General features: G+C 64.5%; 11 protein-coding genes and 1 tRNA gene. 6 read left to right on the top strand and 6 right to left on the bottom strand.

The window, feature by feature from the left end; all coding sequences use genetic code 11:
* Positions 1-146: 146 nt before the first annotated feature.
* The 3 genes from AAGW23_RS18570 to AAGW23_RS18560 all read left to right on the top strand — a co-directional run bounded on the left by AAGW23_RS18570 (position 147) and on the right by AAGW23_RS18560 (position 2282).
* Complete coding sequence (locus AAGW23_RS18570) at positions 147-596, top strand: YybH family protein (RefSeq protein WP_342407788.1); 450 nt, start codon at positions 147-149, stop codon at positions 594-596.
* Positions 597-684: 88 nt separating this feature from the next.
* Entirely contained in the window at positions 685-1041 is a 357-nt protein-coding gene (locus tag AAGW23_RS18565; protein WP_342407787.1) for a YciI family protein, read from the top strand.
* A gap of 2 nt (positions 1042-1043) precedes the next feature.
* Positions 1044-2282, top strand: a complete 1239-nt coding sequence (locus AAGW23_RS18560) for an RNA polymerase sigma factor (RefSeq protein ID WP_342407786.1) — start codon at positions 1044-1046, stop codon at positions 2280-2282.
* Between the two features lie 77 nt (positions 2283-2359).
* Here the strand turns inward: AAGW23_RS18560 and AAGW23_RS18555 are convergent, their stop codons facing one another.
* Complete coding sequence (locus AAGW23_RS18555; RefSeq protein ID WP_342407785.1) at positions 2360-3718, bottom strand: sigma-54 dependent transcriptional regulator; 1359 nt, start codon at positions 3716-3718, stop codon at positions 2360-2362.
* A gap of 27 nt (positions 3719-3745) precedes the next feature.
* Entirely contained in the window at positions 3746-5509 is a 1764-nt protein-coding gene (locus AAGW23_RS18550; protein WP_342407784.1) for a sensor histidine kinase, read from the bottom strand.
* A 199-nt stretch (positions 5510-5708) separates the two neighbouring features.
* Here AAGW23_RS18550 and AAGW23_RS18545 point away from each other — a divergent pair, with 199 nt between their 5' ends.
* From AAGW23_RS18545 to AAGW23_RS18535, 3 genes are all read left to right on the top strand, one after another.
* On the top strand, positions 5709-6908 hold the full coding sequence (locus AAGW23_RS18545) for an HD-GYP domain-containing protein (protein WP_342407783.1): 1200 nt from the start codon (positions 5709-5711) through the stop codon (positions 6906-6908).
* 370 nt (positions 6909-7278) lie between these two features.
* A complete protein-coding gene (locus AAGW23_RS18540; protein ID WP_342407782.1) occupies positions 7279-8766 on the top strand; it encodes a SulP family inorganic anion transporter in 1488 nt (495 codons plus the stop codon).
* Positions 8767-8780: 14 nt separating this feature from the next.
* Entirely contained in the window at positions 8781-9632 is an 852-nt protein-coding gene (locus AAGW23_RS18535; protein ID WP_342407781.1) for a universal stress protein, read from the top strand.
* Between the two features lie 39 nt (positions 9633-9671).
* On the opposite strand, the gene cfaB is transcribed toward AAGW23_RS18535, so the two are convergent.
* The 4 genes from cfaB to selA form a co-directional block, all read right to left on the bottom strand.
* Complete coding sequence (gene cfaB, locus AAGW23_RS18530; RefSeq protein ID WP_342407780.1) at positions 9672-10853, bottom strand: C17 cyclopropane fatty acid synthase CfaB; 1182 nt, start codon at positions 10851-10853, stop codon at positions 9672-9674.
* Positions 10854-11041: 188 nt separating this feature from the next.
* Positions 11042-11137, bottom strand: a tRNA-Sec gene (locus tag AAGW23_RS18525).
* Between the two features lie 40 nt (positions 11138-11177).
* On the bottom strand, positions 11178-13094 hold the full coding sequence (selB, locus tag AAGW23_RS18520) for a selenocysteine-specific translation elongation factor (protein WP_342407779.1): 1917 nt from the start codon (positions 13092-13094) through the stop codon (positions 11178-11180).
* Entirely contained in the window at positions 13091-14500 is a 1410-nt protein-coding gene (gene selA, locus AAGW23_RS18515) for an L-seryl-tRNA(Sec) selenium transferase (RefSeq protein ID WP_342407791.1), read from the bottom strand. Before selA ends, selB begins: the two co-directional genes overlap by 4 nt.
* Positions 14501-14745: the final 245 nt, after the last annotated feature.

Raw genomic sequence — 14745 nt, 5'->3', positions numbered from 1 at the left:
TCGCGGCATGCTGCCGCGACTCCGACGCAGGCCGTCTGGCATGCGCGACGCGCCTGCGTAGAAAAAACTGATTGGGTCTGTCGATTCTGGAAGTTGCCGGACGACTAGCCGGTGAACCCCCGTTCAACCGATCAGAGGAGACGGACATGAACAGCCACGACCAGAGCGCTATTCGCCAGCTGCACGATGAATTCGAACAGGCCACCAAGGCCAAGGCTCTCGACCGGATCATGGCGCAATACGCCGACGACGTAGTCGCCTTCGATGCGGTCGGCGCACTGCAATTCAAGGGCATCGACGCGTACCGCGCGCACTGGCAGCGCTGCTTCGAGTTCTGCCAGGGCGAAGGTTTCTTCGAGACTCACGAGCTGCATGTGTATGTCGGCGGCGAGCTGGCCTGTAGCCGCATGCTTATCCACTGTGGCGGCCCCAATGCCGAAGGCGAAATGCAAACGGCCTGGATGCGTGGCACTCGGGTCTGGGCGCGGCGCGATGGTGAGTGGAAAGTGATCCACGAGCATTTCTCGATGCCCTTCGACATGCAGACCGGCCAGGTGTGCATGGATCAGGCACCGTCGCAGCAACAGACCGGTTGACGCTGGTCTGCGGTCTTTGTCGCGCGATCGGGCGAGGTCGCTCAATGGCTGCTAGCTTTGCTGCGTTGCCGGCAGACGGAGCCCCGCCATGAACTACCTGTGCCTGATCTATTACGACGAACAGCGTGTGGATGCGATGACCGACGAGCAGTGGCATGCGCTGGTCGCGCGTTGCCTGAGCTGTGCCGAGGAGCTGCGCGCCAGCGGCCACATGCTCGCCGGCGAGCCGCTGCAGTCGGTGCGAACCGCGCGCACGGTACGCGTGCGTGACGGCGTCACCTCGGTGGTCGACGGCCCGTTCGCCGAAACCCGCGAGCAGCTGGCGGGCTTCTACCTGATCGAGGCGGCGGACCAGCAGGAGGCCGAGGCCATCGCGGCGAAGATCCCGCCGGCCAGTATTGGCTGCGTCGAGGTCCGGCCGTTGCGCCAGCTGCCGCAGCGCTGAGCATGCCGCTGACCGGACATTTCACGGCGGCGCGGGTCGAGGCGGTCTATCGCAGCGAATCGCGGCGCGTGTTGGCCACGCTGATCCGCCTGCTGGGCGATTTCGATCGCGCCGAAGAGGCCCTGCACGATGCCTTCGCCGCGGCCTTGCAGCAGTGGCCACACGATGGCGTTCCGGACAATCCGCGCGCCTGGCTGGTTTCCGCCGGCCGCTTCAAGGCCATAGATGCCCTGCGCCGCCGGGCGCGCTTCGATGCCTCCTTGCGGCTGCTGGCCGAACAGCTGGAGGACGCGGCGCAGGCAGTGGAGGTCGATGAGATGGAGGACGACCGTCTGCGGCTGATCTTCACCTGCTGCCACCCGGCCCTGCCGCCCGATGGACGCGTGGCGCTGACCCTGCGTGAAGTCTGCGACCTGACCACCGAGGAGATCGCGCGCGCGTTTCTTGTAGCGCCCGCGACCGTCGCCCAGCGCATCGTCAGGGCCAAGGCCCGCATTCGCGAGGCGCAGCTGCCTTATCACGTACCCGAACGGGACGAGCTGCCTGAGCGGCTGGACAGCGTGCTGCGAGTGATCTATTTGGTTTTCAGTGAGGGCTATTGCGCCACCAGTGGCGACGCGCTGACCCGCGCCGATCTCTGTGTTGAAGCGATCCGTTTGGGGCGGCTGTTACTCGAGCTGCTGCCAGACCCGGAGGTGGCGGGGCTGCTCGCCTTGATGCTGTTGCACGACGCGCGCCGCATGGCGCGCGTCGATGCGGTCGGTGATCTCGTGCGACTGGAAGACCAGGACCGGGGCCTGTGGGACCGCATCACCATCGCCGAAGGCCTGGCGCTGGTACGCCGAGCGCTGGTTGCGCGCCAGCTGGGCCCCTATGCGCTGCAGGCGGCGATCATCGCCGTGCACGCCGAAGCGCCTACGGCCGAGCAGACCGACTGGTCGCAGATCGTCGGGCTCTACGATGCCTTGCTCGGTATCCGCCCGTCCCCAACCATCGAGCTCAACCGGGCCGTCGCGCTGGCCATGCGCGACGGCCCAGCGGCGGGCCTGGCGGAGCTGGATGACCTCCAGGCCCGAGGCGCTCTGCACGACTATCACCTGTTGCACGCGGCACGCGCCGACTTCTGCCGACAGTTGGGCCGCCTGGACGAGGCGCGCGATGCCTATCGAGCGGCGTTGGCCCTGGCGCAGCTCGAGCCGGAAAGGCGCTTCCTGCAACGGCGGTTGGATGAACTGGGCTGACGCCGGGCTCTGCCGTGCGGCCGTGACCGCGTATCCCCGCTCGGCGTGCTCGGTGCCAAGCGGGGCGCGCATTTGGCTTAGCTGTCGCTGCTACCGGCGGGCAGGTAGTCGCTGCGGCTGAGGCCGTGACGCTGCATTTTTTCATTGAGGGTGCGGCGCGGCAGCTGCAGCTGATTCATCACCTCGGCGATGTTGCCCTTGTGCTGCTGCAGGGCGCTGTGTAGGCATTGCGCTTCGAAGGCTTCCATCTGTTCGGCGAGCGACGCGCCGCCGGTCCCTGCGACGGAAACGCTGGCCGCTGGCGGCGGGGTCAGGCCCAGGGCGTGGCGTTCGGCAGCGTTGATCAGCTCGCGGACGTTTCCCGGCCAGTCGTGGCTGAGCAGCTGCCCCAGTTCGGCCGGGCTGGCCGGCAGCGGATCGCGGCCATGGCGTTGCGCGGCCTGGGTGGCGAAGTGGTCGAACAACAGCGGGATGTCCTCGCGACGATCACGCAGCGGCGGTATGTGCAGTTCGGCGACGTTCAGACGGTACAGCAGGTCCTCACGGAAGCGCCCGCCGCGAACTTCTTCGAGCAGGTCCGGTTTGGCGGCGCTGATCACCCGCAGGTCGACCTCGATACTGCGGTTGGAGCCCAGCCGCTCCAGTGTTTTTTCCTGCAACACGCGCAGCAGCTTGACCTGCTGGGCCAGCGGCATGCTTTCGATCTCGTCGAGAAACAGGGTGCCACCGTGAGCATGTTCGATACGGCCGATGCGTTTGCCCTGGGCGCCTGTGAACGCACCACTTTCGTGGCCGAACAGTTCGCTTTCGAAGATGGTTTCCGGAATCGCCGCGCAATTGAGCGCGACGAAGGGGTGGCGCGCACGCGGGCTGAAGTCATGCAGGCAGCGCGCGACCTGTTCCTTGCCGCTGCCGGTGTCGCCGCGTATCAAGACGTTGACGTCCGTGCCGGCCAGTTCCAGCACCTGGCGGCGAAGGTTCTCCATTGTCCGTGAAACGCCAAGCAGCATCGACTCGATGCGACCCTTGCGGGTGAACTGTTCGCGCAGCTGACGGTTCTCGCAGACCAGTCGGCGTTTGTCCTGGGCGCGGCGCACGCTGTCGAGCAGGCGTTCGGGGGTGAAGGGCTTTTCGATGAAATCGTAGGCGCCCTGACGCAGCGCTTGCACTGCCATCGGGACATCGCCGTGGCCGGTTACCATGATCACCGGAAGCTCCGGGTCCAGCGCCACCAGCTGTTCCAGCAGGCCGAGGCCGTCCAGATCAGGCATGCGCACGTCGCTGATCAGTACGCCGGGAAAGCCCCGGTCGACGATGGCCAGCGCGTCGTGGGCGCGGGCGCAGGTCCGCACGCTGAAGCCGGACAGCTCCAGCCACTGCTGCACTGCCTGGCGGATCGCCGCTTCGTCATCGATGAAAATCACCTGACCGCTCATCTGTCACTCCTCTTGCGAGTGGCCAGTCTACTCGGCGCCGTGCGATTCGGCCGCTGGCATCTGTAGCTCGAACACGGCGCCCTGCGCATCGTTGTGCACGCTAAGGTTGCCACCAAGGTCGCGCACGATGCCGTAGGAGACCGCAAGGCCGAGACCGAGGCCCTGGCCTACCGCCTTGGTGGTGAAAAAAGGCTCGAACACCTGATCCAGATGTTCCTCGGCGATGCCGCCACCGCTGTCGGCAACGCTCAGCGTCCAGCTGTCGCCCAAGGGCTGGGCCATGATGCGCAGCGCTTTGGTCTTGGCGCTCCACATGGCGTCCAGCGCATTGGTCAGCAGGTTGATCAGTACTTGCTCCAGGCGGATTGCGTCGCCACTGACCCAGGCCTGCGGCGGCACCTGACAGCTCACCTCGACACCTTCGCTGCGAATCCGAGGGCCGAGCAGCTGCAGCGCCTGTTCCAGCACCTCGGCCAGGCTCAAACGCTGGCGCAGACCCGCCGGGCTTTTGCGGGCGAAGGTTTTCAGGTGGCTGGTCAGCGCTGCCATGCGCTCAAGCAGGCCTTCGACCTGGCCGATGCCGTCGCGCACGGCGTCGGTGCGGCCACTGTCGAGCAGCAGCCGCTGGCTGGCCAGCTGCATGCGCAGGGCAGTCAGGGGCTGGTTGATCTCGTGGGCGAGGGCGGCAGACATCTGCCCCAGCGCGGCCATCCGCGCGGCATGCACCAGTTCATCCTGCGCGGTGTTCAGCTCGCGGGTGCGCTCTTCTACCAGACGCTCCAGTTCATTGCGGCTGCGGCGCTCCACGCGCAGGGTCTTGCGCCGTTGGGCCAGGTACAGCAGCAGGAACGCGAGCGTCATCCAGACGCCCGCCGCGGCCAGGCGGTAGCTGCGGACGTTGGCGGCTACCAGTTGCGGCTCCTGCAACAGGTGCAAGGTCCAGTCTTCCTCTGGCAGCGCCAGGCGTTGCCAGAGGTAGTCGCGGCGGCCATCGGGGCCGTCGACCAGGCGCCGCTCGCTGTTGTCGGTGATCCGCTGCAGGCTCTGGCTGGCCAGCGGCTGCAGGTTCTGCTCGGCGTAGCGGCGGACCGCGACGAGGCGGTCGCGCACCGCCGCGCTCAGCGGGCGCAGGTAGCGGAAGCGCCAGGCCGGGCGGTTGGTCAGGATGACGATATCCAGTGAGTCGGAGATCAGCAGGATGCCGGACTGCCCGGCCCATTCGCGTTGCATGTCTTCGAGTTCGAGCTTGACCACCAGCACGCCGATCACCTCGCCCTCGGCATTCTTGACCGAACTGGAGAGGAAATAGCCGGGGATGCCTGTGGTGACGCCGACCGCGAAGTATCGGCCCGAGTCGTTCGCCACCGCATCGCTGAAATAGGGTCGGAAGGCGTAGTTGTTGCCGACGAAACTGCTCCAGTCGCGCCAGTTGCTGGCGGCCAGGGTTTCGCCATGACGGTCGAGCAGGTAAAGCACCGAGGAGCCGGCAGCCTGGTTCTGCTCTTCCAACCGATGGTTGAGCTGCTCGCGCAGGGCCTGATCGCCGGGGTTGTTCAGCAATGTCTGGATATCGCTGTCGAGCGCCAGCAGCGCCGGAACCGAACGGAAGCGCTGCACCTGGATATGAATCGCCTGGGCGTAGAGTTCGAGCTGGCCGGCGGCCTCCTGGCTGCGCTCGCTCCAGGCGCGCTGCTCGGCGATACGACCGGCCCAGTACATGCTCAGGAGTAAACCAGCCAAAATCAGCGAGACGATGAGGGCGACGCGGTAGCGGCTGGGCAGGGCAATCATGGTCGGCTCGCGATAGCGGAATCGCATGGTAAAACAGGCCGCATGTCGGATTCCAAGGTCTGTACATCCATCGGCTAATGTACAGGCGTGACGGAGTGGCATTTTAATGCCATTGCCTGCCGAAATAGCGGGCCGGCCAGCAGGGACGCCAGGATAAAACAAGATCAGCTCGACCAACCTTTGTCGACTCGAGGTGCCCATGCTGAAGAAAATCCCTGCCGATGCAGTCCGTTTAGGCATGTATCTTCATGCTTTCGAAGGCAGCTGGCTGTCGCATCCCTTCTGGAAAAACAAGTTCATCCTCGATGACCCGGAAGACGTGGAACGGCTTCGCCAGAGCGGGCTGACAGGGGTCTGGATCAACATTAGCAAGGGCGTCGACGTGGCTGACCAAGCGGTTGTGCTGTCGTCGAGACCTGCTTCGGCTCCTCTGGCTGAACCCCCGGTCGTTCCAGCCGTTGCGCGATGCAGTGCGCGTGATGAACTGCAGCGCGCGGCTCGCATACTGAGTCGCTCGAAGAAAGCGATCACGGAGTTGTTCAACGAGGCGCGATTGGGTAATGCCATCAATGTCGAGGGCTGTCTGCCACTGGTCGCGGACATCAGCGATTCCTTGGCGCGCAACAGCTCGGCACTGATCGGCCTGGCAAGGCTCAAGGACAAGGATGAATACACCTACCTGCATTCGGTCGCCGTCTGCGCCTTGATGGTATCCCTGGCCCGGCAGCTGGGTCTCGACGAGGACGCTGTGAGCGAGGCCGGGCTGGCCGGGCTGCTCCACGATGTCGGCAAGATGGTCATGCCCACCGACGTGCTGAACAAGCCTGGCGCGCTCACCGATGCCGAGTTCGCCATCATGCGCAGCCATCCCGAGCGAGGGCATGCATTGCTGCTTGCGGCTGGGTCACTGCCTGCCTCGGCGCTGGACGTCTGCCTGCATCACCACGAGAAGTTCGATGGCAGCGGCTACCCGTTCCGGCTGGCTGGCGAGAACATCAGCCTCTTCGCGCGAATGGGCGCGGTGTGCGATGTGTATGACGCCATCACCTCCAACCGACCCTACAAGAAGGCCTGGAACCCAGCCGAATCGCTGGCCCGCATGGCGCAATGGACCGGGCACTTCGATACACAGGTGTTTCACGCTTTCGTGCGCTCGGTGGGCATCTATCCACTCGGTTCCTTGGTGCGTCTGGAGTCGGGCCGGCTTGGCGTGGTGATTGATCAGAACCCCGATAAGCTCACCGAACCGCTGGTGCGGGTGTTCTTCTCGGCCAAAGCCAAAACGCCAATTCAGCAGCTTGACCTGGACCTTTCGCGTCGCAACGCCAACGACCGCATCGTCGGTCGCGAAGATCCGGCGCAGTGGGGCTTCAACAACCTGGACGACTTCTGGCGGTAGGCTTGACGGCGGTCTGCGCCGCCACAATCGGCGGCTTTGACCCCCTCTGGGATGACAGCCGGCGGCGCCTGGACGGCCCCGTCGGGTCGCGCCAGCAGGCTTGCTGCGCTATGATTCGCGGCCTGTTTCAGGCGGCTTCGAGCGATCTTGGCCCTTCACCGAGTCCGTCCCGTCGCATGATACGGCTGCCTACTGCGCCTTAGCGCCTGTCGTCACCCCAGCGCGACCTCCTTGCCATGCGGCGGTCGAGACAGCCTGCACATCGCCTTTCACGCTTGCAGTTGCACCCTGTTCAAATTCAGAAACTAGCCTTGTATCAACCGCGTGCCGCCTCCGGTCTGCCGGTGATGCCTTTGCTCCGGAAATCACCATGCTTCATTCGCTCAAACAAAACTGGTTCTGCAACATTCGCGGCGACGTGCTCGCCGGTCTTGTCGTCGCCCTGGCGCTGATTCCAGAGGCCATTGCCTTCTCGATCATCGCCGGCGTCGACCCGCGCGTCGGCCTCTACGCGTCTTTTTGTATCGCCGTGGTGATCGCCTTCGTCGGGGGGCGGCCAGGCATGATTTCCGCCGCCACGGGCGCCATGGCGCTGCTGATGGTGACGCTGGTGCGCGAACACGGTCTGCAATATCTGCTGGCGGCGACCCTGCTCTGTGGCGCATTGCAGATTGGCGCCGGCTACCTGCGCCTCGGCTCGCTGATGCGCTTCGTCTCGCGCTCGGTGGTCACCGGGTTCGTCAACGCCCTGGCGATCCTGATCTTCATGGCCCAGCTACCCGAACTGACGGGCGTCACCTGGCATGTCTATGCGATGACGGCCGCCGGTCTTGGCATCATCTATCTGTTCCCCTATGTGCCGAAGATCGGCCGGGTGATCCCGTCGCCGCTGGTGTGCATCCTCTCGCTCACTGCTGTAGCAATCTATCTGGGGCTGGATATTCGCACCGTGGCTGACATGGGCGAGCTGCCCGACACGCTGCCCGTCTTTCTCTGGCCGGAAGTGCCGCTGAATTTCGAGACCCTGGCGATTATCTTCCCTTACTCCGCGGCGCTGGCTGTGGTGGGGCTGCTGGAATCGTTGATGACGGCGACCATCGTCGATGACCTGACCGATACCGGCAGTGACAAGAACCGCGAGTGCAAGGGCCAGGGTGTCGCCAACATCGTGTCCGGCCTGTTCGGCGGAATGGCGGGTTGCGCGATGATCGGCCAATCGGTCATCAACGTGAAATCCGGTGGCCGCACGCGCTTGTCGACGCTGATTGCTGGCGCCGTGTTGCTACTGATGGTGGTGTTCCTCAGTGACTGGGTCGGCCAGATCCCCATGGCGGCGCTGGTCGCGGTGATGATCATGGTGTCCATCGGCACTTTCAGCTGGGATTCGCTGCGTAATCTCAAGCGCTACCCGCTGTCGACCAACATCGTGATGGTGGTGACCGTGGTGGTGGTGGTCTTCACCCACAACCTGGCGTTCGGCGTGCTGGCCGGTGTTCTGCTGGCGGCGCTGTTCTTCGCCAACAAGGTTGGGCATTACCTGCACATCAATTCGGAGCTGGACGCCGAAGGCAACCGGCGCACCTACCGCGTGGTCGGCCAGGTGTTCTTTAGTTCCTCTGATAAATTCACCACCGCTTTCGACTTCAAGGAAGCACTCCCTCACGTCATCATCGATCTCACCCATGCGCATTTCTGGGACATCACCGCCGTTGCGGCGCTCGACAAGGTTGTCGTCAAGCTGCGCCGTGAAGGTACCGCGGTCGAGGTGCTGGGGTTGAACGAAGCCAGCGCAACCATCGTCGACCGCTTCGGTGTGCACGACAAACCCGAAGCCATCGACGATCTGATGAGCCACTGACCAGGAGCACAACAATGAACAACGTATTGGCCTGCATCGACGGTTCCCCACAGGCGGCGGCGGTCTGCGATTGCGCCGCCTGGGCCAGCCTGCAACTGGATGCACCTCTGACCCTGCTGCATGTCCTCGATCAGCAGCAGTACCCGGCAGCGGGCAACCTCAGTGGCATCATCGGCCTGGGTAGCCGCGAGTACCTGCTCGAAGAACTTGCCGCGCTGGACGAGAAGCGCAGCAAGCTAGCCCTTGAAGAAGGCCGGATGATGCTCGACTCAGCCAAGCAGCGCGTCGTGACTGCCGGGGTCATGCAACCGGAGGTCCGCCAGCGTCACGGCGACCTGGTGGAAAGCCTGCGCGAACTGGAGCCCGACACGCGCCTGCTGGTAATCGGCAAACAAGGTGAGGACAGCGGCACCGACCTGCAGCTCATTGGTAGCCAGTTGGAAAGCGTGATCCGCACCCTGCACCGGCCGATCCTGGTCACCCCGGCCCGCTTCACCGTGCCGAACAGCGTCATGCTGGCATTCGATGGCAGCGCCACTTCCCGCAAAGGTGTGGAAATGCTGGCCTCAAGCCCGCTCTTCGAGGGCATACCGATCCATCTGGTGATGGTCAGCGAGGACACCAGTGACAACCGCGCGCTGCTCGATGCGGCCCGCGATGCGCTGACGGCCGCAGGCTTCGAGGTGCACATCGCGATTCGTGGCGGCGAAGTCGAACCCACCCTGCATGCCTACCAGGCCGAGCACGACATCGGCCTGCTGGTGATGGGCGCTTACGGGCATTCGCGGATTCGCCAGTTCCTTGTCGGCAGCACCACCACCAGCATGATCCGCTCGACCACCACGCCGCTCCTGCTGTTGCGCTGAGCCCGTGCCAGCCTGGCGCATCAGCGCCAGGCTGCCGTGCTACTGATAGAGGTCCGCGCGTGTCCAGGGCAGCTCGTGGGAACCGTCGGGCAGAGGCTTGCTGGCGAGGATCTGGTGCAGGTTGATCCAGTTGCGGCGGAAGCCATAGGCGCAGCCGGCCAGATAAACCCGCCAGATGCGCAACGCCCGCTCCGGGATCATCTGCTGCGCTTCCTCCAGCCGCGACTCCAAACGTTCGCTCCACAGCTGCAGCGTGCGCGCATAGTGCAAACGCAGGCTTTCCACATCGACGATCTCCAGCCCCGACTCGCTGATGCATGAACCAATGGCGGTGAGGTGCGGCAGCTCGCCGTGCGGAAACACATAGTGGTCGATGAACTTACCCGCGCCGTGGCTGACCGGCCTGCCATCGATATACCGTGACGTGATGCCGTGATTCATCACCAGCCCGCCTGGGCGCACCAGCGCCGCCAGCTGGCGGCAGTACAACGGCAGGTTGGCGTGGCCGACATGCTCGAACATCCCGACGCTGACTACCTTGTCAAACTGGCCGTCCGTGGGCAGATCACGGTAATCCATCAACTCCAGCCGCACCTGGTGCTCAAGCCCTTCGGCGGCGACCCGCTCGCGCCCCAGCTTCAACTGCTCACGACTGAGCGTGATGCCGACCACCTCGGTGCCATATTCCCGCGCCGCAAAACGCGCCAGCCCACCCCAACCGCAGCCGACATCCAATAGCCGGTCGCCGGGCTTGAGCCGCAGTTTGCGGCACAGATGGCGCAGCTTGGCCTGTTGCGCCCCGTCGAGCTCTTCATTGCCGGTCTCGAAATAGGCGCAGGAATAGACCATGTCACGGTCCAGCCAGAGCTGATAAAACGCGTTGGACAGGTCGTAATGGTAAGAAATGGCCTCCGCGTCGGTGGCCTTGTCATGCGCTTCCCGTATCGGTAGCGCCGACTGGCCATCACCCAATGCGCGGGTGATTTCATCGCCGATCCGGATGATTTCTTCCAGCGGCCCATGCAGATCGAGCAGGCCTTCCACATAGGCACCACCCAGCAGATCTAGGCTGGGATGGGCGAGCTGGGGGATCAAGTTGGGGTCCTTGATCTCGAGCGTCACGCATGGAGCGGGCCCCAAATCCATTTCCTTCCCGTCCCACAAGCGGAGGCGCAGCGGAAGGTCCAGTTCCTGCAAAATCGGAAGCAATGTCGCCAGCATGCTTGATCTCCTTTGTTTGCGTGACGAAATCCTAGCCCAGGATTTACCCATTCGCGCTCCATCGGTAGATTGCTTTGGCCTATAGGAACTATTGGAAATATCCAGCTGTTTCGATGCGCTAGAAAAAACGATTCGGCTGCCCGGACCTGGAGCAGTACTGGTGAGGCGGTGAATTGGGAAGTTGAGAATGGCGGAAGGCAGTGGGAGTCGAACCCACCCAGGGACGGCTGCCGCCCCCAACCGGGTTTGAAGCCCGGCCGCACCACCGGGTGCGATTGCCTTCCAAGGTGACGTTGACCTGCTGGTCATAAAACGTGCGACAGCCTACCTGACCTCACCTTCTGAGGCCAAGGCGCTGTCTCGTCGCACCTTGCGCTCGTTACCGAAGCGGCGAGTGAAGCCGATGCGGTCGAAGTGTTCGAGCAACTGGATGCTGCGTTTGCGGCCGAGCTGGATCTGGTCGCGGAAGGCTGCGGCGCGGATGACGCCGGTCTGACGTTCCATCTCCAGCACCTGGCTGGCCAGCAGGCGAATGGTTTGCTCGGGATAGAAGAGGTCTTTCACTACCTGTTGCAGGGCGCCCAGGCGTGCAAGCTTGCGTAGCAGCAAGCGGACCTGTTCTTCCTCGACGTCCAGTTCCTGGGCGATGTCGCGCACCCAGGGCGGATTGAAGCGGCTGGCGGCAAGCAGGGGCCAGAGCCGGGCTTTGAGCGCTTCTTCCTCGTGGGTGAGCTGTACCTGGTGGCCAGGCAGGTGCAGCCAGGGGCCACTGGCTTCGACCTGTCCATCGGCCAGCGCTTGTTCAAGCAGGGCGATGAAGATGGGGCGCTCCAGCAATGGCAGAGCGTACCGGCGCAGGCGATCGCGATCCGGGCCGAGTTCGTCCGGCTGGGTGTCATGAAAGCGCTGCAGGGCGGCCACAAGGCTGTTGCCGAGGTAGTCCCAGGTGTCGCGTTCGAACATTCTGGGGCCAATCCGCGTGTTGATTTCCAGCGCTTCGTCTGGGAGCCGCCAGGTTTTACGGGGTCGGTTGAACTGGCGTTCCAGCAAGGCGGGATCGAGGCCGTTGAGAGCGCTGGGCAGCAGGCCTGGCAATACATCTTCCAGCGTTTCCCCGGCGAGCGCACGCAGCACCGCCAGGCGTGCCTGACGATGACGGTTACGGGGCGGCGCGAACGGGTCAAGTACGCGGCCGCCGCCGAGGGTGCGCTGGGCGGATTGGTCTCGCAGGATTACGCGGTCGCCATGCACGGCGTGCGCAGGCGCATTGAGCAGCAGTTGAGCGTGCACTTGGCCACCGGGCGCCAGGCATTCGCCTTCAAGCAAGGCGATGCGGCCGGTGACATCCTGAGCGCCCAGGTGAATGTGCACCGGGGTCCAGTGGCGCAATTCGCGGGCTTCGCTGGTTAACAGGGTGAATTCGATATCGATACGCTGGGTGCCGCCTTGGAGTTGGGAGGGCACCAGCCAATCGCCGCGACTGATGTCAGCCACTGAAAGCCGTTCGCCGCTGAGGTTGAGGGCGACGCGTTGGCCTGCCTGCGCTTGCTGGGCCGTCTGGTTTTGCGCGTGCAGTCCGCGGACGCGGACCTTGCGACCTGATGGTCCCAGGCTGAGCTCGTCACCCACTTGGGTTCGGCCCGCGATGGCGGTACCGGTGACGACCACGCCGGCGCCGGTTACGCTGAATGCGCGGTCTATGGACAGGCGGAAATGCCCGTCTTCGCCGCGCGCCTTCACCTCGGACGCCTGTTCGAGCAAGTGCGCGCGAAGTGCGTCAATGCCTTCGCCGGATACGCTGGACACTGGAACAATCGGCGCTCCGGACAGCGGCCCAGGTTCCATTAGCACTGCGACCTGCCGCTCGACTTCAGCGATACGGGAGGGGGCAACCCGATCGATCTTGGTCAGCGCCACCAGCGCCCGGCGAATCCCCAGCAGCTCGAGGATGGCCAGGTGCTCGCGGGTCTGTGGCATGACGCCGTCATCCGCGGCGACCACCAGCAGCACGCAGTCGATGCCGCAGGCGCCGGCGAGCATGTTGTGCACGAAGCGCTCATGACCAGGTACGTCGATGAAGCCGGTCAGCTCTTGTTCGCCCAGCGAGGCGTAAAGGTAGCCGAGGTCAATGGTGATGCCGCGCAAGCGTTCTTCCTGACGGCGGTCGCCCGCCTGCCCGGTCAACGCCTGGAGCAGGGCGGTCTTGCCGTGGTCGATGTGCCCCGCGGTGCCGATGATCATGATGCCAGCGCCTGCTGGAGGTGCGGCAGCTGAGCGAGAAAGGCCGGCTCATCGTCCAGCTGACGCAGGTCGAGCCAGAGCGCATCGTCAGCGACCCGGCCCAGGATCGGGATCGGTAACTCGCGCAGCGCCTCTTCCAGCAAGCGCAGGCTGCGGCCGCGCAGGCGCCGGGGCTGCTGTGGGCGAATGCACAAGGCTGCGCTGGGCAGACGTGCCACCGGTTGTGCACCGCTGCCGATCATGCCGAGTGCGTCTTCGACTGCGACCTGCCAGGGCTCGCCCAGGGCGCCGGCCAGCGCAGGTCCCAGGCGTTCGGCCTGGATGCGGATATCCGGTTGCGGCCGGCTGAGCAGGCGCAGGCTGGTGAGTCGTTCGGCCAAGCGGTCGGGGTTGCGATAGAGGCTGAGCACCGCTTCCAGCGCAGTCAGGGTCAGCTTGTCGACACGCAGGGCGCGCTTGAGCGGGTTTTTCTTGATCTTCTGAATCAGCTCGCGGTTGCCGACGATCAGTCCTGATTGCGGACCGCCAAGCAGCTTGTCGCCGCTGAAGGTGACGATGTCAGCACCGTCGCGCAGGGCCTCCTGCACGGTGGGTTCCCTGGGCAGGCCCCAGCGCGAGAGGTCGACCAGGCTGCCGCTGCCGAGGTCTTCGAGCAATGGCAGCTCGTGTGCACGGGCAATCTGTGCCAGTTCGGCAGTGCCGACGCTGGCGGTAAACCCCTGCACGCTGTAATTGCTGGTGTGTACGCGCATCAACAGGCCGCTGCGCGGGTTGATCGCGGCTTCATAATCCTTGGCGTGGGTGCGGTTGGTGGTGCCCACCTCATGCAGTTTCACACCAGCGCGGGCCATGATGTCGGGGATGCGGAAAGCGCCGCCGATCTCGATCAGCTCACCGCGGGAAATGATGCCTTCCTTACGCGCGCCAAGGCTGTTAAGCGCCAGCAGTACGGCAGCGGCATTGTTGTTGACCACGGTGACGGCCTCGGCGCCGGTCAGCTCGCGAATCAGCCCTTCGATGAGGTCATCGCGGTCGCCGCGCTTGCCGGTGGCCAGGTCGAATTCGAGGTTCAGTGGATAGCGCGCCGCCAAGGTGACCGCCTCGATGGCCTCATCCGGCAACAGGGCGCGGCCCAGATTGGTGTGCAGCACAGTGCCGGTCAGATTGAACACGCGGCGCACGCGGCTGCGGTGTTGGTTGGCGAGCCGTTCACCGGCGCGACCAGCGAGTACCGCTTCGGACAGTTCCAGCTCGGCCAGCTGACCGTGGCGGGCCGGCTCACGCAGCTCGTCGAGCAGGTCGCGCAGCGTGTCGAGCAGAACGTTGCGGCCATAACGCTGCTGCAGCGGGGCGCAGACGGGTGCGCGCAATAGCTTGTCGATAGAAGGCAGGCGAACGCTGGTCATCGTGGGTTGGCGCGCGGCTGGCAGGTCGCCCTGAACGAGCGCAGCGGGTGCGCCATTCCTTGTTTCGATGCTGCCTGACACGCAGGACCTCTCGACTAATGCTGTTGTGCGAACAGCATAGACGCCGATTTGCGAGCAGGGTTCAGCTGGGGTTCGCCACGATGGGGGCAGGTTATAGCCATTAGCGGTGTTGCGGTCGGGCGTGCTAGTCGCTGCCGTGTGGCGGATGTATTCGGCCATTGATG

This window comes from Stutzerimonas chloritidismutans (assembly GCF_038562055.1).
Taxonomy (GTDB): Bacteria; Pseudomonadota; Gammaproteobacteria; order Pseudomonadales; family Pseudomonadaceae; genus Stutzerimonas; species Stutzerimonas chloritidismutans_A.
Note: the sequence above shows the minus strand (reverse complement) of the source record. Positions and strands in the feature narration are given on the sequence as shown.

What these genes read in the sequence shown, in the direction of transcription:
- AAGW23_RS18570 (WP_342407788.1), top strand. Translation starts at nt 147, where the DNA reads ATGAACAGCCACGACCAGAGCGCTATTCGCCAGCTGCACGATGAATTC.
- AAGW23_RS18565 (WP_342407787.1), top strand. Translation starts at nt 685, where the DNA reads ATGAACTACCTGTGCCTGATCTATTACGACGAACAGCGTGTGGATGCG.
- AAGW23_RS18560 (WP_342407786.1), top strand. Translation starts at nt 1,044, where the DNA reads ATGCCGCTGACCGGACATTTCACGGCGGCGCGGGTCGAGGCGGTCTAT.
- AAGW23_RS18555 (WP_342407785.1), bottom strand. Translation starts at nt 3,718, where the DNA reads ATGAGCGGTCAGGTGATTTTCATCGATGACGAAGCGGCGATCCGCCAG.
- AAGW23_RS18550 (WP_342407784.1), bottom strand. Translation starts at nt 5,509, where the DNA reads ATGATTGCCCTGCCCAGCCGCTACCGCGTCGCCCTCATCGTCTCGCTG.
- AAGW23_RS18545 (WP_342407783.1), top strand. Translation starts at nt 5,709, where the DNA reads ATGCTGAAGAAAATCCCTGCCGATGCAGTCCGTTTAGGCATGTATCTT.
- AAGW23_RS18540 (WP_342407782.1), top strand. Translation starts at nt 7,279, where the DNA reads ATGCTTCATTCGCTCAAACAAAACTGGTTCTGCAACATTCGCGGCGAC.
- AAGW23_RS18535 (WP_342407781.1), top strand. Translation starts at nt 8,781, where the DNA reads ATGAACAACGTATTGGCCTGCATCGACGGTTCCCCACAGGCGGCGGCG.
- cfaB (WP_342407780.1), bottom strand. Translation starts at nt 10,853, where the DNA reads ATGCTGGCGACATTGCTTCCGATTTTGCAGGAACTGGACCTTCCGCTG.
- selB (WP_342407779.1), bottom strand. Translation starts at nt 13,094, where the DNA reads ATGATCATCGGCACCGCGGGGCACATCGACCACGGCAAGACCGCCCTG.
- selA (WP_342407791.1), bottom strand. Translation starts at nt 14,500, where the DNA reads ATGACCAGCGTTCGCCTGCCTTCTATCGACAAGCTATTGCGCGCACCC.